Source organism: Bacillus sp. HMSC036E02 (assembly GCF_001836235.1).
Lineage (GTDB): Bacteria > Bacillota > Bacilli > Bacillales > Bacillaceae_G > Bacillus_A > Bacillus_A cereus.
Genome location: NZ_KV827817.1, coordinates 24,218 through 48,214 on the forward strand (window position 1 = coordinate 24,218; position 23,997 = coordinate 48,214).

Consider the following 23,997-nt stretch of genomic DNA (forward strand, 5'->3'; position numbering starts at 1 on the left):
CCTCACTTTCTACTGATGATCAAAGTGGTGAATTTACCTGTTCATGTAAAAATCACCAACTGTTAGATATAGTATTTTACACATTAGTTCTTCTATGCACGTCGAATTGTATTTTTTTATCTTATTTTAGGCATTTATTACTTCTTTTTTTACATCTGGTAAGCCTTTTAATAAATTTTCAGCAATCGTTAACCACTTCGATGTCTCTAAGCCATTTGTTTTCATAACAATTTTCAATTGTGATCCTTCCATTCCTAAACCAATCATACGTCCAAAACTATTTCCGAGCATGAATAATTTTCCACCATCAATATTTTGACTTGCTTGTTCAGAAAACAGGAATGTTACTTCAAATTTATTCTGCTTAATTAATTCAATTTGTTCTTTCATTGCCAACACTTTAATATTTGCAATTTGTAATAAATAACCAACTTCTTGTGGATAATCGCCAAATCTATCGATCATTTCTTCCTGCAATTCTTCAATATCCTCAATTGCAGAAACACCTCTAAATTGTTTATACATCATAATTTTTTGCTTACTATCTGAAATATAAGCATCTGGTAAGTATGCATCTACCTCTAAGTCAATTTCAACATTAACTATATTTTCAGCCCCATCTGTTCCTCTACGCTGTTCAATTGCATCTTTTAACATTTGAGAATATAGATCAAATCCGACAGAATCAATAAATCCATGCTGTTCTGCCCCTAACAAATTACCTGCTCCACGAATAGATAAATCTCTCATCGCAATTTTGAAACCAGATCCAAGTTCCGTGAACTCTTTAATTGCTTGTAGACGCTTCTCTGCAACCTCTGACAGCACTTTGTCACGTTTATATGCAAAGTATGCATATGCAACACGATTAGAACGTCCAACACGCCCACGAAGCTGATACAACTGTGATAATCCCATACGATCTGCATCAAATACAATTAACGTATTTACATTCGGAATATCTACACCCGTCTCAATAATTGTTGTACTTACAAGAACATCATGCTGTCCTTCTAAAAATGATAGCATAACAGACTCTAATTCGCTTTCGTTCATTTTCCCATGTGCGTACGTTACGCGGGCATCTGGAACTAACATCGAAATTTCATCTGCTTTTCTTTCAATATCCTCTACACGGTTATATAGGAAGTAAACTTGACCACCTCTTGCAAGCTCTCGCTCTATCGCCTCTCGCATTAACGCTGGATTATACTCGACTACATACGTTTGGACTGGGAAACGATTTTCTGGTGGTGTCTCAATAACAGATAAGTCGCGCACACCAAGCATAGACATATGAAGCGTCCGCGGAATCGGAGTTGCCGTTAATGTTAATACGTCAACATTCGCCTTCAATTGTTTAATTTTTTCTTTATGTGTCACACCAAATCTTTGTTCTTCATCAATAATAAGAAGCCCTAAATCTTTATAAGTAACATCTTTAGATAAAATACGATGTGTTCCGATTACAATATCTACTGTTCCATCCTTTAAGCCCTTAATTGTTTCATTTTGTTGTTTCCTCGTACGGAATCTACTTAATAAGCCTATATTGATTGGATAATCTTGAAAACGCTCTCGAATTGTTTCATAGTGTTGCTGCGCAAGAATCGTTGTCGGTACTAAAATTGCAACTTGTTTTTCATCCATAATCGCTTTAAATGCCGCACGAATAGCCACCTCAGTCTTTCCATACCCTACATCACCACAAAGGAGCCTATCCATCGGGCGTCCGCGTTCCATATCTTTTTTAATCTCGTCAATAGAACGTAACTGATCCTCTGTCTCTTGGTATGGGAAAGATGATTCGAACTCTTGTTGTTCTGCCGTATCTGGCGTATATGCATAGCCTTTTGAAGCTTCGCGCTCAGCATATAGTTTAATTAGGTCATCCGCAATGTCTTGTACAGATTTTTCAACTTTCGTTTTAACCTTTTTCCAATCATTCCCACCTAATTTGTAAACTTTCGGATCCTTACCTTCAGATCCTACATATTTTTGAACTTGATCAATTTGTTCAATTGGAACGTATAGCTTATCATTACCTTGATATTTAATATTTAAATAATCTTTATGAACACCATTAATCTCTAATGTCTCAATACCTAAAAATTTACCTATACCATGATTTACATGAACTACATAATCTCCAACTTTTAATTCCGAATAACTTTTAATACGTTCAGCATTCGATAGCTTTTGTTTACGTTTTGATTTTTTAACTTTCTTATGAAAAAGCTCCTTTTCAGTAATGACAACAAGCTTTTGCATCGGCATTTCAAATCCTGCATGTAAATCACCTACAGCAATTTGTAACCTTCCAGGCAATAAAATATCTGTACCTTCTACAATATCTGCCTCAATATCATAATCACTTAAAATATGTTGTAATTTTTTCACACGTTCATCATCTGTTCCGAGTACAACAGTCGTAAAATGCCCTTCATTCCATCTATCAATTTCTGTTTTTAACAAATTCATCTGTCCATGGAAATCTTGCATTGTTTTACATGTTACATTAACAATATTTTGCGGATGTGTGTGTGCGATATGACGCAAGAATAACGTTAAATATACAAAACTTCTTTTTTTATGATGAAGAAACCCCTCGAATGGGTGAGAGAAAGATAAATCTTGAATAATTGTTCCTTCACCAAGAAGTGATATATACCATTCCGCCTCTTCTGTTTCAAGATGTGATGCTGTTTCTTGAATACGGGAAATCTCATCTAAAATTACAACACCATCTTCTGGTAAATAATCTATCAGACTAGCAGGTTCTTTATAGAAAATAGATAAGTATTTAAACATCTGTTCTATACTTTGCCCGTTTTTCAACATCTCAATTTCATGACTTACCGTCTCAAGCACTTTAGTCTTTAGTTTATCATCAGAAAGTTTTTGCATCGTCTTAGTCAAGCCTTCTTCAAGATGCTGAATTCCTGATTTTAATTCTTCCTGTGAAAATAAAAACTCTGTTGCCGGACCAAACCTAACGCTTTCTTTTTTACCTTGAGAACGCTGTTCATCCACATCAAATAATCGAATAGAATCGACTTCTGTATCAAAGAATTCAATACGAAATGGTAGTTCTTCAGTTAAAGGATAAATATCTAATATTCCCCCACGCAAACTGAACTCCCCTGGAGCTTCTACCATCGACTTACGTTCATAGCCAATATGATGTAAAGTATGCAAGAGCGCATCTAAATCAATCTCTTGCCCTAGATTGATTTCAACTTGCTTTTGCTTCCACAATTCTTTTATTGGTAAAAATCTACGCAATCCTGCCACTGGCGCTACAATGATTCCATTCTCTCCCGCAGCCAAGCGATTTAACACTTCTATACGTTGCGCCTTCAATTCTGGACTTGCAACTCCAATTTCCGATGCTATCAGTTCATTCACTGGATATAACCACACATCTTTTTCACCAAGTAACGCCACTAAATCTTCATGTACTTTTTGTGCTTGGTATAAGTTATGTGTCACGATTAATTGTGATTTTTTTGTTTTTTTATATAAAGCCGCCATTAATAATGAACGAGAAGACGTTGCCATCCCTGATATAAGTTGTTCTTTTAACCCATCTTCTAGCCCATTAATAACCGATTGTATCTCTTCATTTTTATAAAATTGCTCTAATAAACCTATCATTTTTAAAACTCCTCTCAACATAAAGAGCAAGTCATTCTATTTTATGCAAATATTTTGGAAAAGGAAAACAGAAAAATGCTTTGGACATGCCAAAGCGACAACATTTTATTGCAGAAATTTTTCATACTCATAATACTCAGGATAAGATGCGAGCGTTTCTTGACACGATTCACAAATCGTTTTTATATATATATTTCCATTCTCATGAAAATGAATCATTTCTACTACTTCTTGCTCCGTTAGTTGAAATAAAACGTCGCTATATACTTTTTCTGCGTTAATGGAGCCTACATTACCTCCGCAGTGTCTGCAATAATAATACCCTTCCATACTAGCCTCCTAAAAATTCAATTACTACTAGTATGGGTAAAACAAAAGAGAAATATTCCCAATCTCATTTTTAACTATTGAAAGTATTCATGATTTGAAGAAAAGGCTTATTTAGCCACTCTTCACATGCATCCGCTGCTTTTTCAATAGAATGGTTAACATCCGCAATCTCTTCAGATGTAAAGCGTCCTAATACATAATCGACTACCTTCATTCCATTTTTCGGGCGATCAATTCCCATACGGATACGTTGAAATTCTTGTGTTCCTAGGTGCGAAATCGTTGACTTTACACCATTATGTCCACCAGCACTACCTTTCATGCGAAGACGCAATTTACCTACAGGAATGTCTAAATCGTCGTACATAACAACGAAGTCCTCAACATCAATTTTATAATAATCCATGAGTGGACGAATACTTTCCCCAGATAAATTCATGTATGTTAGCGGCTTTAATAAGATTACCTTTTCTCCATTAACAAACCCTGCACCAAATACACCTTTAAATTTTTGTTCATTCAAAGAAATGTTCCAACGCTTCGCAAGTTCATCAATGGCCATAAATCCAATATTATGCCTTGTTAATTCATATTCTCTACCTGGGTTCCCAAGTCCTACTATCAATTTCATTCTTGTACCACTACTTTCTTTTTTCGATACGAAAAGACGTAACCAATTTTGGTTACGTCTCATTCTATCCAATTAATTGAATAATACACTCACAGATTCTTCTTCGTATACACGAATGATTGCTTCTCCGATTAATGGAGCAACTGAAAGTTCATGTACTTTGTCGATTTTCTTCTCTTCCGGTAATACGATAGAGTTCGTTACAACTAACTCTTTAATATTTGAATTTTGAATACGCTCAATTGCTGGACCAGATAATACTGGGTGTGTACAGCAAGCATATACTTCAGAAGCACCGTTCTCAACAAGAGCGTTTGCTGCTAATGTAATTGTACCAGCTGTATCAATGATGTCATCAATTAAAATCGCTGTTTTGCCTTCAATATTACCGATAATGTTCATTACCTCTGAAACGTTCGGGCGAGGACGACGCTTATCAATAATAGCGATTGGCGCTTTTAGACGATCTGCCATTTTTCTCGCACGAGTTACACCACCATGATCAGGAGACACGATTACGATATCTTTAAGACCTTTTGTTTCAAAGTAATCAGAAAGAATCGGTACACCCATTAAGTGGTCGATTGGGATATCAAAGAACCCTTGAATTTGTGGAGCATGTAAATCTAGAGTGATTACACGAGTTGCACCTGCTGTTTCAAGCAAGTTTGCTACAAGTTTCGATGTAATTGGTTCACGAGAACGCGCTTTACGGTCTTGACGCGCATAACCATAGTAAGGAATAACAATATTAATTGTTTTCGCAGATGCACGTTTTAATGCATCGATCATAATAAGTAATTCCATGATATGTTCGTTTACTGGGAAGCTTGTAGATTGAATAATGAATACATCGCAACCACGGATACTTTCTTCAATGTTAATTTGAACTTCTCCGTCACTAAAACGATCAACAGAACATTTTCCTAGTCCTACTCCAATATGCTTTGCAATCTGCTCAGCAAGTTCCTTATTAGAGTTTAAAGAGAATACTTTCAAATTAGAATTTAGATATTGAGTCGACATCTAGATTAACCCTCCACATTATTATGATTTTTTCTTATTCAGCAATTGATCAACATAGTCTTCTTTGTTAACTTGACGTGCACGTGCTACCGATAATGCTTTTGATGGAACATTCTCTGTAATTGTAGAGCCTGCCGCCACATAAGCACCATCTTCAACTGTTACTGGAGCAACAAGGTTTGAATTACATCCAATAAATACCCCATTACCAATCACAGTTTTGAATTTATTCTTACCGTCATAGTTCACCGTAATTGAACCACAACCAAGATTCACGTCTTCTCCAACTTGTGCATCCCCGATATAACTCAAGTGTGAAGCTTTACTTCTATTACCAAAGACAGTTTTTTTGATTTCCACGAAGTTTCCAACGCGTACTTCGTCTCCAATAACTGAATCTGGGCGAATATGTGCAAATGGACCAACCGATACTTCTGTACCAAGCTTACTATCATGTACAGTAGATTGTCGAATTGTCGTACGATCTCCAATTTCACTATCGCGAATTACTGTATGCGGTCCAATTTCACAATCAGAACCAATTACAGTGTTCCCCTCAATAATTGTTCCTGGATGAAGAACTGTATCGCTACCGATAATTGCATCAGCAGAAATATAAGTGTTACTTGGATCAATAATTGTAACACCATTTACCATGTTCTTTCGATTGATACGGTTTTTCATAATAATTTCCGCTTGCGATAGAGCGACTCTGTCGTTAACACCTAACGTTTCATCGAACTGCTCTGTTTGATAAGCTGATACGATATGACCTTCATTTTTTAAAATCTCAATAACATCTGGAAGGTAATATTCACCTTGCACGTTATCATTTGAAACTTTAGAAAGTGAAGCAAATAAAGCCTTATTATCAAAACAATACGTACCTGTATTGATTTCTTTAATAGCTAATTCTTTCTCATTTGCATCTTTATGCTCAACAATCTTTTCAACATGACCATTCTCATTACGAACAATACGGCCATATCCAGCAGGCTCTTCTATGTATGCTGTTAGCACCGTCGCCATTGCTCCTGCTTCTTTATGTTGCTGAAGTAATGCTTCCATTGTTTCAGCAGTTATTAGAGGCGTATCACCACAAATAACTAAAGTTGTTCCTTCTTCATTTGCAAGTACATTTGCAGCTTGATCTACAGCATGTGCTGTACCAAGTTGTTCTGCTTGTAATGCAAACTCACTTACGTTCCCTAGCTGTTCTTGTACCATTTCAGCACCATGTCCAACAACCGTTACAAGTTTCTGCAATCCTAATTGAGATACTTGATCGACTACGTGTTGTACCATAGGTTTTCCACATACAGGATGCAGCACTTTGTATAGCTTTGACTTCATACGTGTGCCTTTACCTGCAGCTAGAATCACTGCAAATCTGTTTGACATATAGACCCTCCATCGCAACCTATTTATCCATTAAAGATATTATCCTAAATCATCATATATTTCAAGAAACACATTTTAACTATTAAATTTTACCATAATTCTTATAAGATGTTTTACTCTTTAGTATCTTTTTTAAGAAATAAGCTATACTATTTAAAATGATTTTGAAAAAATTAGTAGTTTCTTCTTTTTATGTTAATAAATTATGAAGTTTCCAAATATAAAGCAAAAAAAAACAAACCCCTGTAAATGCTTACAGGAGTTTGCTACAAAATTATAAGGCTTTTTGTCAAAAGCCCTTTTCATTCGAATTTTACGAAGCACCTGCTTCTTCAAACTCAACCTCTTCTAACTCGCCTAAACGATGATACTCTGTTAAAACCGCATCTTGAATTTTAGAGCGTGTACCAGAATTAATTGGATGTGCAATGTCACGGAACTCTCCATCTGGAGTACGTTTACTTGGCATTGCTACAAATAATCCATTATTACCATCAATTACACGAATATCATGAACAACAAATTCATGGTCTAGAGTAATAGAGGCAATTGCTCTCATGCGGCCTTCTGTGTTTACGCGGCGTAATCTTACGTCAGTCACTTCCATCTTGTGTTCACCACCCTTTTCTAAATAAGCGATATATTTGTATAAATTCCACAAATTTTCTATTTTCCCTTTAATTTTTTAAAAATTTTTAAGATAAAAATTTTTAAAGTAGTTGAATATAGAGATTAGTGGAGGTTATCGCTTACAAAAGGTTACTTAACTAGGGCGATTACTTCAATTTCAACGGAAACATCTTTCGGTAATTTTGCTACTTGCACACAAGATCGAGCTGGTTTATGAGTAGAGAAATAAGAGCTATACACTTCATTCACAGCATTAAAATCATCCATGTCCTTTAAAAATACTGTTGTTTTTACGACTGTATCAAATGAAGCACCTGCTTCCTCTAATACCGCTTGTAAATTTTGAAATACTTGTTCTGTTTGTACTGTTACATCTCCTGTTACAAGCTCCCCATTTGCCATCAATGGAATTTGTCCTGAGCTATAGAACATGTTATTTACAATAATCCCCTGTGAATAAGGTCCAATTGCTTGTGGTGCCTTGCTTGTTTGAACAACTTTCATACTTTTCACCCTTTTATTATTTATTTTACTCTTTAAAAATAGTGTACGAAAGGCAGTTTGTCCATCTATTTTATAATCTATAAATAAAATAAAAAAGATAGAGCTATCTGCTCTATCTTTTATTCCGCCTCTACAAGCCCTTCATCAAATGGCGCAAGAGAATAATTCCCTTTTTCCACTTGAATCGTTTTTTCTTTCACATCAACTTCCGATAGACGAATTAATGATACAAAATTATTAATTAGTCGTTCTTCAATATCTGTGGATTCTACTAATACACCAATACCAACAACATTAGCCTTGAATTCTTCTAGCATACTCATCATACCTTGAATTGTTCCGCCAGCTTTCATGAAGTCATCAATAATTAAAACATTCGACCCTTCTGGAAGACTGCGTTTTGCTAACGTCATTGTTTGAATTCGTTTAGAAGAACCCGACACATAGTTAATACTAACAGTCGGACCTTCTGTTACCTTATTATCTTTCCTTGCAATTACAACTGGTACATCTAAGTAATTTGCCACTGCATAAGCAAGTGGAATCCCCTTCGTTGCCACCGTCATAACTGCATCAATTGGTTGCCTAGCAAAAACAGAAGCAAACAAACGACCTGCGCCATTAATATGGCGAGGATTACTCAATAAATCTGTCATGTATAAGTAACCGCCAGGCAAAATACGATCTGGGTTTTCAAATAAGCCACAAAGCTCATCAATAATTAGATCTGCCTCTTCTTCACTTATATACGGTATATATTTCACTCCTCCTGCTGCTCCTGGTATCGTTTGCAATGTGCCGACCCCTTGTTGTTCAAACGTTTGCTTAATAATAACTAAATCTTCACTAATGGAAGACTTAGCCGATTGATACCTTTCAGCAAAAAAAGTGAGAGATACTAGCTGACGAGGGTTTTGTAGCAAGTAATAAGTCATATCGACTAATCTTGTACTTCTTCTAATTTTCATACTCTCACCTCAAATCACGAATATTCTAAACAAATCATAACGTATTATACGTCTTTATTCAAGCGTTTCTCGCTCTCCTAATAAACGTACCGCATAGACTTGTTCACAAAATCCTTTTAATCCGTTATAAATGCGATGCATTCGTGAATCATGGTGTACAAGTCCAAATACAGTTGGACCACTTCCACTCATTAATACAGCATCCGCTCCAAATCGCTTCATCTGTGATTTAATACGGGCAACTTCAGGATGCATTCCAAATGTTACATCTTCTAAAACGTTACCAACAGTATCACAAATTCCTTTATAATCACCAGAATTTATGACATCAACCATTTTATCTACATTTGGATGTGTAACTCGATTTAACTTTAAATTTCCATACACATCAGCAGTAGATACACCTATATGTGGTTTCGCTAAAATAACCCAACAAGAAGGCGGAGTCTTTATATGCTCAATTTTCTCTCCTCTTCCAGTGGCAATTGCTGTGCCTCCGTATACACAGAACGATACATCTGATCCAATTTCTGCACCAAGCTCTGCTAACTCATCAATTGTAAGCCCTAAATTCCATAATTTATTAAGACCACGTAATGTCGCTGCTGCATCACTACTTCCACCTGCTAATCCAGCTGCTACTGGAATCGTTTTTTCAATAGTAATAGATACACCTTTTTTTACATTAAACTTCTCTTTTAATAATTTCGCTGCCTGATAAGCTAAATTTCGTTGGTCGTCTGGGACATACCGATTATGGGATAAAATTTCAATACGGTCTTCTGCTAATTCCGTTAGTTCTAGACGATCTGCTAAATCAATGGTTGTCATAATCATTTTCACTTCATGATATCCGTCTTGTCTTTTTCCCAGTACATCTAACGACAGATTAATCTTTGCTGGTGCTTTCACTAGTAGCTTCAATCTATTCACCCACTCTATGTACTCAATCTTTTATCGTTTATTTTACCATAAATTTATAGTAAGACGATGACACTTCCCTAATTATAACGAAAAGCATTCAGAATGAAACTACTTATGTAAAATGATGGCACCTTTTAGAGTACAAAAAGCCGAGGAATGTCTCCTCGGCTACCGTAGCATAGAAAGTATCTTACAACTACTGGTTTCGTTTCATTAATTGCTGTTCTGCAATTTCTATAGCACGTTTCACCATGTTACCAGCATCTTTCGCACGAATTCCGCCCCATCCTTCTTTCTGAACAACATCATAAAAGCCAAGCTCTTTTGCTAGCTCTTCTTTAAATTGGTTTGACATGACACCTCTTCGTCTACTCAATGCAGAGTCCCTCCTTATTTTGCTACGGTATAGTTAGTATGCAAAATAATATAGCTTTTCATTTATGGGAATATATGTAATGATATACAGATTATAAAATGACCTCATTATGAGGGTCTCCATAAAATGTTAACTCTACTGTCTCTGTTAAAACATCTGCATAACTATAAGATACACGTTGCAACGCATCTTCTTGTTGATCCAATTGTACAACAAAAACGGAACGGTATGTTTCTGCTAGTACACCTGATTGCTCCACAGTTTTTCTTCTTCCACTATTTGCTTTTAACATAAGTCGCTGTCCAAGATGGTGATCTAATTCGCTTTTAATTTCATCTAAACGTTTTGACATATACTTCGCTACACCTCGCTGTAATTTAGATTGAACACTTAAAGCACGATATATCTATCCTAATTATTAACCGCGATTCACAGCTAATATCATCCTGCGTTTGAATAGATAGAAGAAATACTATATTGTAAAAGTATCATTACGTAGTCTTTACGTTCTTACCTCTTTTTATCCAAATTCATTTAAATCCTTCCATACAAAAAGCAAGATACATATGTATCCTGCTTACTCTTCGTAATGTTGAAAAGGTAATCCCGTTCGTAAAATCCCTCTCGTTTCAATTCCACCTAGTCCCTTTTCACCAGTAATTGTATTACGTACGACATCCCATACATTGACTCTCTCCATAAATGAAGTAAAACTAATTTTACCAACTACATATACAGGATCTAGTGCATGAATATTAATTCTAGATGGTGAACTAGCGAAATTGGCCCCTGCACGAATTAGTGCCTCAAAATGTGATTGACATGCCCCAGCAAAAATAACAAGTTGATCCAATGATGGATATTTTTTTCGCACTTCACGAACAGCCTGTACAAAATGCCTTGAATGCCTATATGCCGCTAAATCTCCCTTCACTCCTTTTGATTTTGTATATGCATCATGTCCTGTAATAACGAGAATGTCTGGGCGAAAGTGATCTATTAAGTCTACTACTTTTTCATGCATCTCCGTTTCTTTACAATGAATACCTTGAACAGGAACGCCAATTTTATTATATAAATCTAAGCACTTGCGCAAATATAAAGGGTCTCCATCTATATGCAATACACGTCCCGGCATTTGAAAATAATTTACCTCACTTGTGTATCCACCAGTTGAAGTATGTTCATGCCTTTGTTTCATCAGTACATAATCTTGTTGAAACAAACGATACGTGCGCTCCATTGTTTCTTTCTCACGCTTCACCCTTTTTTTATGTTCTCTTTGATCTATACTAATTAAATCTTCAAGTGGCGCATCCGCCACCAGTCTAATTTCTTCTCCAAACAATATAGCTATCTCGCCTTTTATTTCTATAATACGAAAAAGAATATCCCTCTTATGAGAATATCGTTCCACTAATTCTCCAACATGTAAAACCATTCTCCTACCTCCAAACTCATTAGGCCATCTTACCTGTTTTTAAAGTATGAATTTAGAGAGAGAAAGGTGACAAAAGGGACAGTTCAACTTGAACTGTCCCTTTCATATTCTTATGATAATTTATGAAGAACTAATGCATTACTTAATGTTGCAAACTCTTCAATAGATAGCGTTTCGCCTCTTCGCTTTGGATCAATTCCTACTTCTGTTAAAATTCGATCCAATAACTCCTTATCTTTCGGGAAACCATTTAAATTATTTGATAAATTATTCATTAAAGTTTTACGGCGCTGTGCGAAACTTGCTCGTACTACTTCAAAGAAGAACGTTTCATCTGTCACCTCTACAACCGGTTTAGGACGCTTTAGAAGGCGGATAATTGCAGAATCAACGTTTGGCTGTGGTACAAACACTGTACGCGGTACAGTCATAACTGTTTCAACCTCTGTATAGTACTGAATGGCAATCGATAAAGAACCATACTCTTTCGTTCCAGGTTTAGCAGCTAAACGATCTCCAACTTCTTTTTGCATCATAACAACAAATCCACGAACTGGTAACTTTTCTTCAAGCAATTTAAATAAAATTGGCGTTGTAATATAGTACGGTAAGTTAGCTACTACCATTACATCTTGCCCTTCTTCAAATTGCTCATTAAATACTTCATGTACATCTGCTTTTAGTACGTCTTTATTAATAACTGTAACATTACCATATGGCGCTAACGTCTCATCTAATATTGGTAATAGTCTTTGATCAATTTCAAAAGCCACTACTTTTTTAGCACGCTTCGCTAATTGCTCTGTTAATGCACCAATACCTGGTCCAATTTCAATTGCACCACTTTCTGAACCAATTTCTGCATGATCGACAATACGATTTAATACATTTGTATCAATTAAAAAGTTTTGTCCTAAACTTTTTTTGAATGAAAATCCATACTTTTCAACAATGTCTTTTGTACGATTTGGCGTTGCGATATCCTTCATTTTTTTTCCTCCTGTATTACTTGCTTATAAGCTTCTGCAAATGATTCCTTTGAAACTTGAAACATCTGTAATCGTTTATGTAACTGTTTTGCATTTGTATAACCAATCTTTAATAGCTTACCCATTCTTTCTCTGCGGCTCTTTGCCATTTCTCCGCCCACTAAGCCTGCATCGACTAAATCACTCCAACTAATTTCACTTGTGTAAGCTTCCATTTCTTCATGTATATTCTCTAGAGCACGGCGAATCGACTCATTAGAAGCATGTTCAATCCCAACACCCTTTTTCCTTTTAGCAAGCGCTTCTTCCTTCGGTAAAAAAGCATGCTTACAGCCAGGAACCTTGTCAGAAATAATTTTTCGAATACGCTCTCCAGGATAATCCGGATCTGTGAAAATAATAACGCCCCTTTTTTGCTGCGCTAATTTAACTTGCTCAATAACATGATCACCGATTGCTGAACCGTTCGTTTCAATTGTATCCGCATCAACAGCACGCTTAATCGCAACTGTATCATCTTTACCTTCTACAACGATAATCTCTTTTATTTTCATGCTTGCCTCCACACTCATTTCGTCTCTACTTAGTAAAACAAAAAAATGACGACTTTTCCATTATTATTTTCCCCATTCTTATATTTTAAAAAATAGAATAGAAAAATCTTTGTTCCCTGTCCTTATTGTAACACTTCATCATTCACATTTATTTTCTTCATTACTTCTACTAGTTTTTCTCAAAATAAAAAAGAACAGGTTTCCCCCGTTCTTTTTATTCAACACCAAATAAAACTTTTGCATTTTTAGTTGTCATTTCTGCTACTTCCTCATAAGAAATTCCTTTTAAATTCGCAATTTCTTCTGCTACGAGTTTTACATAACTCGGTTCATTTCGTTTCCCGCGAAATGGATGCGGCGTTAAATAGGGACAATCCGTCTCTATTAACAATTTCTCTAATGGAATCTCCGTAGCAACTTCTTTCGGTTTCTTAGCGTTTTTAAATGTAACTGGTCCACCTAACGAAATTAAAAAGTTCATATCAACACATCGCTCTGCTACTTCTACGCTACTGCTAAAGCAATGCATAATGCCTCCTACTTCAGCTGCATTCTCTTCTTCTAGAATATCGACAATATCTTGAGTTGCATCGCGGTTATGTATAATAATCGGCAAATTTACTTTTTTCGCTAATGCAATTTGTTTACGAAATACTTCTTTCTGTATTTCTTTTGGAGACTTATCCCAGTGATAATCTAAGCCCATTTCTCCAAGTGCAACGACTTTAGGATGAGAAGCAAGTTCTTCTAACCAAGCTAAATGTTCTTCTGTCATGTCGATTGCATCAACTGGATGCCAGCCAACCGCAGCGTAAATAAAATCATAGGCTTCAGCTAATTCCATCGCCTTTTTTATCGTTACTTCATCAAAACCAACAACAACTGTATAAGTAACTCCCGCTTCTTTCATTCGGGCAATAACCTCTTGCAAATCTTCTTCGAATTGCTCTGCATTCAAATGTGAATGTGTATCAAACAACATAATACATAACTCCTTTTATATTGAAATCAAGTTTATTCTACAAAAATAAGTTCTTTAATAACTTAACGATAACAATACTACAATCTTAATGCAAAAATAGAGAGTGTAAAAAGAAAAAAGACGCTTCACACATGTTACACGTGAAACATCTCTTTTCTTGTCTTAATTACTTGATTTTTGTACCATTTGGTAGATTTTGGTCAATTGATGCTAATGACAATACGCCATTCTCTTCACCCGCTAAAATCATACCTTGCGATAATTCACCGCGTAATTTTACAGGTTTTAAGTTTGTTACACAAATAACCTTTTTACCTTTTAAGTCTTCCGGCGAATAGAATTTTGCAATTCCAGAAACAACTTGACGCTTTTCTGTGCCTAAGTCTAGTTGAATTTTTAACAACTTGTCTGCTTTTTTCACAGGTTCAGCAGATAGTACTTCAGCTACGCGTAATTCTACTTTAAAGAAATCATCAATTGTAATTTCTTCTGCCTTCGGTTCTTCTTCTTTTTTCTCTTCTACTTTAGGAGCAGAGCTTTTCATTTGTTCTTTAATGTACTCTACTTCCACTTCCATTTCTAAACGAGGGAAAATTGGGTTTCCTTTTTCTACTTTTGTTCCAGCTGGAATGCAGCCAATTGTAGATAGACTTTCCCAAGATTTATGAGCTTCATCAGTAAGGCCAAGCTGAGCAAACATCTTGCTTGGTGCTACTGTTAAGAATGGCATAAGCATAATACCTGTTTGACGAAGTACTTCTGCTAAATGAGCCATTACAGAAGCTAACTTTTCACGATCATTCTCATCTTTTGCTAATACCCATGGTTGTGTTTCATCAATATATTTATTCGTACGACTAACTAGTTGCCAAATAGATCCTAACGCTACAGAGAACTCCATATTCTCCATTGCTTCTTCTACTTTTTTCAAAGTATCTTGTGCAAACGCTACTAACGTTTCATCAAATTCCGTCACATTTTCTTTAAATGCAGGGATTTCTCCGTTAAAATACTTATCAATCATAGCTACTGTACGATTTAATAAATTACCTAAGTCATTTGCTAAGTCGAAATTAATACGCTCCACAAATCCTTCTGGTGTGAATACACCATCAGATCCAAATGGAACTTCACGAAGTAGGTAATAACGTAATGCATCTAATCCGTAACGATCGATTAATGTAACTGGATCTACTACGTTTCCTTTTGACTTACTCATCTTTCCATCCTTCATTAAAATCCAGCCATGAGCAAAGACTTTCTTCGGAAGAGGTAAATCTAATGCCATTAAAATTATCGGCCAATAAATTGTATGGAAACGAACAATTTCTTTCCCAACTAAATGCACATCTGCAGGCCAGAATTTTTTATATTTCTCTTCATTTGCTGTTCCATAACCTAACGCCGTAATATAATTAGATAATGCGTCAACCCATACGTAAATAACATGTTTTGGGTTACCAGGAACACGAACTCCCCAGTCAAATGAAGTACGAGAAACCGCTAAATCTTCTAATCCTGGTTTAATAAAATTATTAATCATTTCATTTTTACGAGACTCCGGCTGAATGAAATGTGGATTATCTTCATAGAACTTTAATAGTCTGTCGACATATTTACCCATTCTAAAGAAATAAGATTCTTCACGAACAAGTTCTACATCATGACCACTATCTGGGCTTTTTCCTCCAACTACTTTGTCGCCTTCCATAATTGGATCTACTAATTGATGCTCTGTATAGAACGTCTCATCTTGTACAGAATACCAACCTTCATATTCATCAAGATAAATGTCACCTTGATCTACTAATTGCTTAAAGATTTTTTCGACAACATCTTTATGACGATCTTCAGTTGTACGAATAAAATCATCATAAGAAATATCCATCTTCTCCCAAAGCTCTTTAATTCCTGCAACAATGTTATCAACATATGCCTGTGGCGTAATATTTAACTCTTCTGCTTTCTTTTGGATCTTCTGTCCATGCTCATCAGTTCCTGTTAAATAATGCACATTATAACCTTGCATACGCTTATATCGTGCCATCGCATCTCCTGCTACTGTCGTATAAGCATGTCCAATGTGTAATTTTCCACTTGGATAATAAATTGGGGTAGTAATATAAAAGGACTTATTTTCCTCTGTCATTGTTTTGAACCTCCCGAATAACCTCATATGTATTTATAAACAGTATATCAAAAACTCATATATAAAGTGAAACTTTAATCAGTAGGGTTTTTGTTCCTCCCCACTAATTATTAGCCCACATTAATTGGGCTTTTACGAGCAGCCCAAATCTAACTTATCTTCTTTACGCCAACCTAATTTTAAATTTAGGTCTTAATGCTCGATATCTTTATCATCTATTGCTCATATTTCACAAAAATATACAATCTCCACTTTTAATTTATTGTTTTTTCAGAAAATAATGTAAATAATTATGGAATTTCCTCTCAATCTATTATATATAAGAAATAAGAAATCTATAAATCTTTTTAAAAAATATAGAATTTAAGAATTGACGGAAATGTAAATGATTGGTATCATATGTCCATAGGGTATTTTGTCGAAAAATGACGAATCTAAAAATAGACTCGAAACTTATAAACTATTTATTTAGGAGGAAAAAAATTATGAAATCTACTGGTATTGTTCGTAAAGTTGATGAATTAGGTCGTGTAGTAATTCCAATCGAATTACGCCGTACTTTAGGTATTGCAGAAAAGGACGCTCTTGAAATCTATGTTGATGACGAAAAAATCATCTTAAAGAAATATAAACCAAACATGACTTGCCAAGTAACTGGTGAAGTATCTGACGGTAACCTTTCTTTAGCTGAAGGTAAAATCATCTTAAGCAAAGAAGGCGCTGAGCAAATCTTAAACGAACTTCAAGATTATATCGAAACAGCAAAATAAGCTTCTCAATTATGAGAAGCTTATTTTTTATCGACATGATAGATTTGATATACATCTCTTTTCGACAAATCTCGATCTTTAGCGACTGTTTTAATCGCTTCTTTTGAATTCATACTTTTTTCATTTATATAATATTCAATATGATCATATACCGAAAGAGATTCCCACCATTGTTCTTCTGGAGCAGGTTCTTCTGTTGAACCAGCTACTAAAATACAAAACTCACCACGTACTTCATTTTGCTTCGTCCACTCAATTGCTTCTTCGATTGTCCCTCGAATAAATTCCTCAAATTTTTTCGTTAACTCTCGACATAATACAATCTCTCTATTTCCCAACACTTCCTGCATCGAAATTAAAGTATCGTCTAAACGATGAGGCGCTTCATAAAACATCATTGTAGTTTGTACATAACGAAGCTTTTCTAACTCCATCTTTCGTTCCTTTTTGTTTCTCTGCAAGAAACCATAGAAATAAAACTGCTTTGTTTCAAGACCGGATGCAATTAATGCTGTAAGGGCTGCATTTGCTCCTGGAAGCGGAATTACATGATATTGCTCAGCTACTGCCTCAACGACAATATCGTAACCTGGATCAGAAATACACGGCATACCAGCGTCGCTAACAAGTGCTACATTCTTTCCATCCTCTAATTTCTCTAATAGTTTCTTCCCACTTACTTCTTTATTGTGCTCATGATAACTCGTAACAGGTGTTTCAATTTCAAAATAATTACAAAGTTTTTTCGTTTGTCTCGTATCTTCAGCAGCAATTAAATCAACTTCTTTTAAAATTCGGATTGCACGAAATGTCATATCTTCTAGATTTCCAATAGGAGTTGGTACTAAATATAAAACTCCCTTTTCATTTTGTTGAAAGCTTTTTTGTTGCCACATAACGTTCTCCTTTTTGCATATATGCCTCTTTTTGTTTTCTCGTTAATTGCTTAAAGTAATACTCCGCTTGCATAGCTGTACGCTTATCATCGTGGGTCTCTACATATTTTAAAACAACAGGAAGCCTGACGCGTGTATACTTAGCCCCTTTGCCGCTATTATGAGTCTGAATTCTCTTTTCTATATGGTTTGTATATCCAGCATAATAACTTCCATCAGAGCACTCTACCACATAAAAAAAGTGCTTATTCTTCTCCATATAAAATCGAACGTAGCTCCTTTGTATATTCGTTATTGTTCTCATATACAACGAGAGGCGGTAAAATTTTCAAATCTGCATTTCCATCCTTAATTCCTTCAATTAACAATGTATTTGCTTCTTTTCCAACCTTAGGATAAACAAATTGCACACGCTTTGGTTCAATTTTATATTTACGCATTAATGTGACAATGTCTAGTAATCGCCCTGGACGATGTACAAACGCTACTTTCCCACCTTGTTTTACTAACTGACTACTTGCAGATACAACATCTTCTAATGTACACATAATTTCATGACGAGCTATCGCTAAATGTTCATTCATATTTTTCTCTGAAGTTTGAGGTGTTTGAAAATATGGTGGATTACATGTAACAACATCATATTGATGACGCCCAAGTTTCTCTGGCATATCTTTCAAATCTCCATGTATGAGGTGAATTCTTTCCTCCAACCCATTGTATTGAACACTTCTTACTCCCATATCATATAAGCGTTCTTGAATTTCCACCCCAGTAATATTTCCTTTTGTTCTTGTACTTAATAGAAGGGGAACAACCGCGTTACCTGTACACAAATCAAGTAAATTCCCCTTTTGAATTGGTACCCATGCAAAATCTGCAAGTAAAACGGCATCTAAAGAAAAATTAAATACTGATGGGCTTTGTATAATCTTCATGTCTTGTGCTAATAAGTAATCTAAACGTTCATCTTCATATAAATTCATATACTGCTCCTTTTCTTACCCTTAACCTACCCTATTTCATGTATAAAAAATTACCTTTCCAATTATAATTGGAAAGGTAATTTCACTTTTTATTTAAGAATGACAGACAGAATAAACAATCTCCCTCTTTACGTACACTTCCATAATGTAGATTGCAAATATGAAAACCTTCTTGATACAGTCTCGCTAAATTGTCATAGCCTTCACCAATATCTGTTTTCGGCTTCACTTCTTTACGTTTTTGAGTTTTTTGTTTTTCTTTATTCTGCACTTCTTCAAAACGGTGTCGCAAATTGTTATTTTCCATTTTTATATGCTGGTTTTCTTCCAACAACTCTGCAAGATGCTGTTTTAACTCTCCCAACTGTTTATATAAATGTCCAATTTGCTCTTCCATACTAGAAACCGATTCAAAAATATCTTTTTTCTCCACAAGCACCCACCTCATTAATCTGTGGTTTGACTCGAAACGACCCCTTTATTCACTAACTCATCTAACGTATATTCTACTATCCGTTCCTTGTCTACTAGTTCCACTTGAATTAATCTTTCTAAAATATTTAATCCGATAACACGGCCAGTACCATGCGGGGTTTGTATACGTTGATCTAAATCAGGAAGTTGTTCCTTTGCTGCCTCATATTCATCATTCTCATATTTTAAGCAACACATTAAGCGACCACATAAACCAGAGATTTTTGCAGGATTTAATGATAAATTTTGATCCTTTGCCATTTTAATGGATACAGGTTCAAAATCCCCTAAAAAAGTAGAACAACAAAGCATACGACCACATGGACCAATACCACCTAGCATCTTCGCTTCATCACGAACACCAATTTGTCTTAGTTCAATTCTTGTTCTAAAAATTGCGGCTAAGTCCTTCACTAGTTCGCGGAAATCGATCCGACCATCCGCAGTAAAATAGAAAATAATCTTATTACGATCGAATGTATACTCTACATCTACAAGTTTCATATCAAGATTATGCTCTACTACCTTTTGTTGACAGACTTGATATGCTTCTTTGGCAGCATGTTTGTTCTCTTCAACAATGGTACGATCATTTTCATTTGCAATACGAATAACCTTTTTTAGCGGTAATACAACGTCGTTTTCATCAACTTGTTTTTTGGTAATAACTACTTTTCCGTATTCAATACCTCTTACCGTTTCTACAATGACAAACTCATTTTCAGAGATATCGAACTGATTTGGATCAAAGTAATATACCTTTCCGGCCTTCTTAAAGCGAACACCTACTACATCATACAAAACGGTCATCCCTCCTGCAACCGCAACACTAACTGTTCGAACACAAGCTGCGCATTTACATTAGCGTTGATTCTATTTTTTGCCTCTAATATATTAAAGAGAGCTGATACAATGCGCTTCTGAGCATAGGAAAACGATTCAAACATCTCTTTCTGATCATGAAAAACAAGACGATCTTCTTCTCCAAGTTGAACATATAATAAATCCTTATAAATAAGGAGTAACATATCTAAACCTTGCTGTAATTGTTCTTTCTCTCCAAAGTGTTTTCCCCATTTTTCTTGTACAAAAAAAATAGAGGTTTTATCTTTTTCGAGCGCTTCACATAATTTTATCACTAAAGCTCGTGCTTGTGCAAACCATTCATCACTACATAAAGCTAAAGCTTCATCAAAACTATTTGTAAGTTGAGCAGCAAGTGTCGATAAAGATGCTGTAATCCCTTCATCCTGTAATCTTCTAATTAAAGATTCCGTAGGTAACGGTCTAAACGTAACAACTTGGCAACGAGATAAAATCGTATTTAAAATTTGATGACTTTGTTCAGTAAGTAAAATAGCAGTTGTATCACTACTTGGTTCTTCTAAAAATTTCAAAAGTGTATTTGCCGCATTTGCTGTCATACGATCTGCGTGCTCAATAATATATAATTTTTTATTTGCCTCTAATCCTGTTTTTGAAAACTCTTCTTGTAAATCATGAATTTGCTGCTTTTTAATAGATAATCCGTCTGGTTTTACAATATGTAAGTTAGGGTGGTTACCTGAATCAATTCGCTTACAGTTTGTACATACATGGCAGGGCTCTACCCCATTTCGCTCAGAACAGAGGAAACTCTTTGCCATTTGAATTGCTGTCGCAAACTTTCCTGTCCCTTTCCCTCCCTCTAACAAGTAAGCGTGGGATATACGCTCTTTTGCAATGCTATTCATCAACATTTTTACACCGATGGGTTGTATAGCAGAAAGCTGCTCCCACGTCTTCGTCATAATGCATACCTCACTTATTTCATTCTTTCCTTCTATTATAACAATTTATCTTCTATAATCTGAACAACTTCTTCTATAAGTTTTTCCATCGGCTGATCAGCATTTACCAATACAATACGATCCGAGAAACGTTCTACAACTTGTAAATACCCTTCGCGCACACGTTTATGGAAAGAGATATCTTCCATATCTAGTCGATTTACTTCACGTCCTGCATCTTTTTCAATCCGAGCCAAACCAACCTCAGGCTCAATGTCTAGATAAATTGTTAAACTAGGCATACAGTCCTCTGTTGCGAAACGATTTATTTCAAATACCTTATCCATACCCAATCCTCTTGCATAGCCTTGGTATGCTAAAGAGCTATCTATAAAACGATCACATAACACGAGGTAGTTCTCATTAAGTGCTGGCATAACTTTTTCTACTAAATGTTGTCTGCGCGCAGCAGCATAAAGAAGCGCTTCTGTACGTGCTTCCATCATCGTATATTCTTGTTTATGTAAAATCGTCCTAATGTCCTCAGAAATTGCAATACCGCCTGGTTCTCTTGTCGCCATTACCTTTTGTGCTTTTTTTTCAAAATATGGCAATAAGCTTTTGATTAACGTTGTTTTACCTGAACCTTCTGGGCCCTCAATTGTTACAAATAATCCCTTCATCCTAAAACCTACTTTCTATATCATACACTTTCATATATTTCGTATTACATTGAAAACGAGCTCCTGCTCTCTCTAAATACATAATTTGCTCTTTATGCTCTGAAGTAATTCTCTCTCCATACATAATCAATGGAATTCCAGGTGGATACGGAATCACCATTTCCGCCGCTATCATTCCAACAGCATCTTCTATAGATACTATCTTTGTTTCATATCCATCTAGTTGTTTATACGTATACGGTAAAAGAGAGAATTCACCTTTATAAGTATAACGAATAGATTCCCTCTTGTCTTTCACCTCATAATGTTGCAATGCTACTCGGATCATCTCTATAACCTTCATATATCCCTCATTTACTTGTAAGGGTAAAATAAATAGGACATTGTACGGATCAGCCATCTCTGTATATATACCGACCTTTTCAAATACAGACTGTAATTCGTACCCTGATAACTGGCAACGAGTTTGTACGGTGACCTTTAACTCATCTTGCAACGGATATTCTAAAATGGCGATTTGAGGAATAGAACGTAATTGTTCCTTAAATTTTCGTAAGAACTCAACAATTTCACTGTGACCTTCTTCTTTTATACGCGCCATTGTAAAGCGTGCTATATCCAAGGAAGCCATAATTGGATACGATGGACTACTAGATTGTAGCATACTTAAATAAGTAGTAACCTTCTCTTCGTCTACTAAGTGACTATTTATATGTAAATAGGAACCCATTGTCATTGCGGGTAATGTTTTATGTGCAGAATGAACTACAATATCTGCACCATATGTTAATGCTGACTTCGGGAATGGTTCTCCCAAGCACAGATGTGCCCCATGTGCCTCATCTACCAAAACAGGTATTTTATGTGCATGTGCAAAAGCGATGCTTGCCTCTAGATCCATCCCCATACCATAATAATTAGGATGCGTTAAAATGAGCGCTTTCGCATTTGGATACTTTTCAATTGCTTTCTTAATAATTTCGTTACGAACTCCCACCGGTACGTTATAAGCTTCATCAATCCATGGATCTAAAAAAATGGGATTTGCTCCCGCAAGTTTTAAAGCATTAATAATTGATTTATGGCAATTTCTTTGTACAAGAACAATATCATGTTCCCCGCAACAAGACAAAATCATTGCTAAGTTCCCGACTGTTGAACCATTAATTAAAAAATAGCTCCTCTTTGTATTATAAACTTCAGCCAATAATTGTTGTGCCTCATCTATACATTCAAACGGACTATGCAAATCATCTAGTCCTGCTAACTCAGTTACATCAATAGATAGAATATCTTTAAACTCTCTTATTGCCTCCTGAGGGAAGTTTAAACCATTCTTATGACCTGGAACATGAAAAGATAACGGCCCTCTTTCTTTAAACTCTATTAACGCCTCATATAAAGGCATACGATTTTGATTCATCTACATCTCTTCCTTATTATTCATTCTCTATCTATTATACAGAACAAAAAAAATAATAGGCATATGCCTATTTAAAAATATGATACTTCTAATTTTCGAAGCTGCTTTAAATAATGTATATATTTCGGATCATCTGTCTCTGTATTCACCATATCCTTTTCACATTCATAGCATATTAAATTATTATAAACATATATACCTTCTTTTCTTTTCGTCTCACAAACAATACAGACTTCACTTTGTAATTTCATAACCTTCCCTCCCTATTTAAGTGAACCTATTTTATACTTCTAATCCTTAACAATTTACAGAAAAATATACACCCATCTTTTATATAATATGATTAACTCTTGGGCAACGTGTTTGTATTACCATTACTTCTTTCCCATTCTTTTTAACAATACAAAAAAACACAAGTCAAATGACTTGTGTTT

At 35.4% G+C, this 23,997-nt stretch carries 26 protein-coding genes; 1 reads left to right on the forward strand and 25 read right to left on the reverse strand.

The genetic code is table 11. The features are described 5' to 3' along the window. Positions 1-126 precede the first annotated feature (126 nt). The 16 genes from mfd to metG form a co-directional block, all read right to left on the reverse strand. Complete coding sequence (gene mfd, locus HMPREF2590_RS08110; RefSeq protein ID WP_000579679.1) at positions 127-3,657, reverse strand: transcription-repair coupling factor; 3,531 nt, start codon at positions 3,655-3,657, stop codon at positions 127-129. A 105-nt stretch (positions 3,658-3,762) separates the two neighbouring features. Then, a complete protein-coding gene (locus HMPREF2590_RS08115) occupies positions 3,763-3,987 on the reverse strand; it encodes an anti-sigma-F factor Fin family protein (protein WP_000399438.1) in 225 nt (74 codons plus the stop codon). Between the two features lie 70 nt (positions 3,988-4,057). After that, entirely contained in the window at positions 4,058-4,618 is a 561-nt protein-coding gene (pth, locus tag HMPREF2590_RS08120; RefSeq protein WP_003311537.1) for an aminoacyl-tRNA hydrolase, read from the reverse strand. A gap of 72 nt (positions 4,619-4,690) precedes the next feature. Further along, the gene (locus HMPREF2590_RS08125; RefSeq protein WP_000107420.1) at positions 4,691-5,644 is read right to left on the reverse strand and encodes a ribose-phosphate diphosphokinase; all 954 of its coding nucleotides are present in this window, start codon (positions 5,642-5,644) and stop codon (positions 4,691-4,693) included. A 21-nt stretch (positions 5,645-5,665) separates the two neighbouring features. Further along, a complete protein-coding gene (gene glmU, locus HMPREF2590_RS08130; protein ID WP_000071033.1) occupies positions 5,666-7,045 on the reverse strand; it encodes a bifunctional UDP-N-acetylglucosamine diphosphorylase/glucosamine-1-phosphate N-acetyltransferase GlmU in 1,380 nt (459 codons plus the stop codon). 313 nt (positions 7,046-7,358) lie between these two features. Continuing rightward, positions 7,359-7,652, reverse strand: coding sequence for a septation regulator SpoVG (gene spoVG / locus HMPREF2590_RS08135; protein WP_000454041.1), 294 nt, complete (start codon positions 7,650-7,652; stop codon positions 7,359-7,361). 152 nt (positions 7,653-7,804) lie between these two features. Continuing rightward, positions 7,805-8,179 (reverse strand): RidA family protein, encoded by a 375-nt coding sequence (locus tag HMPREF2590_RS08140; RefSeq protein ID WP_000869811.1) that lies wholly within the window; start codon positions 8,177-8,179, stop codon positions 7,805-7,807. A 119-nt stretch (positions 8,180-8,298) separates the two neighbouring features. Further along, positions 8,299-9,147: a pur operon repressor gene (gene purR / locus HMPREF2590_RS08145; RefSeq protein WP_000702466.1), complete on the reverse strand. Its 849-nt coding sequence runs from the start codon at positions 9,145-9,147 to the stop codon at positions 8,299-8,301. 54 nt (positions 9,148-9,201) lie between these two features. Then, positions 9,202-10,071 (reverse strand): 4-(cytidine 5'-diphospho)-2-C-methyl-D-erythritol kinase, encoded by an 870-nt coding sequence (ispE, locus tag HMPREF2590_RS08150; protein ID WP_000772104.1) that lies wholly within the window; start codon positions 10,069-10,071, stop codon positions 9,202-9,204. 196 nt (positions 10,072-10,267) lie between these two features. Beyond that, complete coding sequence (gene sspF / locus HMPREF2590_RS08155; RefSeq protein WP_002094215.1) at positions 10,268-10,447, reverse strand: acid-soluble spore protein SspF; 180 nt, start codon at positions 10,445-10,447, stop codon at positions 10,268-10,270. Positions 10,448-10,538: 91 nt separating this feature from the next. Then, positions 10,539-10,799 (reverse strand): biofilm formation stimulator Veg, encoded by a 261-nt coding sequence (veg, locus tag HMPREF2590_RS08160; protein WP_000044347.1) that lies wholly within the window; start codon positions 10,797-10,799, stop codon positions 10,539-10,541. A gap of 225 nt (positions 10,800-11,024) precedes the next feature. After that, complete coding sequence (yabG, locus tag HMPREF2590_RS08165) at positions 11,025-11,888, reverse strand: sporulation peptidase YabG (RefSeq protein WP_000242868.1); 864 nt, start codon at positions 11,886-11,888, stop codon at positions 11,025-11,027. A gap of 110 nt (positions 11,889-11,998) precedes the next feature. After that, positions 11,999-12,877 (reverse strand): 16S rRNA (adenine(1518)-N(6)/adenine(1519)-N(6))-dimethyltransferase RsmA, encoded by an 879-nt coding sequence (rsmA, locus tag HMPREF2590_RS08170; protein ID WP_000651548.1) that lies wholly within the window; start codon positions 12,875-12,877, stop codon positions 11,999-12,001. Then, positions 12,874-13,431, reverse strand: a complete 558-nt coding sequence (rnmV, locus tag HMPREF2590_RS08175) for a ribonuclease M5 (RefSeq protein WP_000692835.1) — start codon at positions 13,429-13,431, stop codon at positions 12,874-12,876. The genes rsmA and rnmV overlap by 4 nt, the downstream gene beginning before the upstream one ends. 214 nt (positions 13,432-13,645) lie before the next feature. Beyond that, a complete protein-coding gene (locus HMPREF2590_RS08180; protein WP_000895844.1) occupies positions 13,646-14,413 on the reverse strand; it encodes a TatD family hydrolase in 768 nt (255 codons plus the stop codon). Positions 14,414-14,579: 166 nt separating this feature from the next. Further along, entirely contained in the window at positions 14,580-16,562 is a 1,983-nt protein-coding gene (gene metG, locus HMPREF2590_RS08185) for a methionine--tRNA ligase (protein ID WP_000134135.1), read from the reverse strand. Between the two features lie 485 nt (positions 16,563-17,047). Between metG and HMPREF2590_RS08190 the strand changes: the two genes are divergently transcribed. Continuing rightward, positions 17,048-17,332 (forward strand): AbrB/MazE/SpoVT family DNA-binding domain-containing protein, encoded by a 285-nt coding sequence (locus HMPREF2590_RS08190; RefSeq protein ID WP_000843036.1) that lies wholly within the window; start codon positions 17,048-17,050, stop codon positions 17,330-17,332. Between the two features lie 20 nt (positions 17,333-17,352). On the opposite strand, the gene rsmI is transcribed toward HMPREF2590_RS08190, so the two are convergent. From rsmI to HMPREF2590_RS08235, 9 genes are all read right to left on the reverse strand, one after another. Next, on the reverse strand, positions 17,353-18,228 hold the full coding sequence (rsmI, locus tag HMPREF2590_RS08195) for a 16S rRNA (cytidine(1402)-2'-O)-methyltransferase (RefSeq protein ID WP_000267821.1): 876 nt from the start codon (positions 18,226-18,228) through the stop codon (positions 17,353-17,355). Further along, positions 18,197-18,487: a GIY-YIG nuclease family protein gene (locus tag HMPREF2590_RS08200; protein WP_000414350.1), complete on the reverse strand. Its 291-nt coding sequence runs from the start codon at positions 18,485-18,487 to the stop codon at positions 18,197-18,199. Before HMPREF2590_RS08200 ends, rsmI begins: the two co-directional genes overlap by 32 nt. After that, positions 18,474-19,214, reverse strand: a complete 741-nt coding sequence (locus tag HMPREF2590_RS08205; protein ID WP_001055366.1) for a tRNA1(Val) (adenine(37)-N6)-methyltransferase — start codon at positions 19,212-19,214, stop codon at positions 18,474-18,476. Before HMPREF2590_RS08205 ends, HMPREF2590_RS08200 begins: the two co-directional genes overlap by 14 nt. Positions 19,215-19,296: 82 nt before the next feature. Then, positions 19,297-19,647, reverse strand: coding sequence for a DNA replication initiation control protein YabA (gene yabA, locus HMPREF2590_RS08210; protein ID WP_000412063.1), 351 nt, complete (start codon positions 19,645-19,647; stop codon positions 19,297-19,299). Positions 19,648-19,661: 14 nt separating this feature from the next. Then, positions 19,662-20,489: a PSP1 domain-containing protein gene (locus tag HMPREF2590_RS08215; protein WP_000272429.1), complete on the reverse strand. Its 828-nt coding sequence runs from the start codon at positions 20,487-20,489 to the stop codon at positions 19,662-19,664. A gap of 5 nt (positions 20,490-20,494) precedes the next feature. Further along, on the reverse strand, positions 20,495-21,478 hold the full coding sequence (gene holB, locus HMPREF2590_RS08220) for a DNA polymerase III subunit delta' (protein WP_000169563.1): 984 nt from the start codon (positions 21,476-21,478) through the stop codon (positions 20,495-20,497). A gap of 35 nt (positions 21,479-21,513) precedes the next feature. Continuing rightward, positions 21,514-22,140, reverse strand: coding sequence for a dTMP kinase (tmk, locus tag HMPREF2590_RS08225; RefSeq protein WP_000677214.1), 627 nt, complete (start codon positions 22,138-22,140; stop codon positions 21,514-21,516). A gap of 1 nt (position 22,141) precedes the next feature. Beyond that, a complete protein-coding gene (locus HMPREF2590_RS08230; RefSeq protein WP_001075293.1) occupies positions 22,142-23,563 on the reverse strand; it encodes an aminotransferase class I/II-fold pyridoxal phosphate-dependent enzyme in 1,422 nt (473 codons plus the stop codon). A gap of 71 nt (positions 23,564-23,634) precedes the next feature. Further along, positions 23,635-23,814: a sigma factor G inhibitor Gin gene (locus tag HMPREF2590_RS08235; RefSeq protein ID WP_000776279.1), complete on the reverse strand. Its 180-nt coding sequence runs from the start codon at positions 23,812-23,814 to the stop codon at positions 23,635-23,637. Between the last annotated feature and the right edge of the window lie 183 nt (positions 23,815-23,997).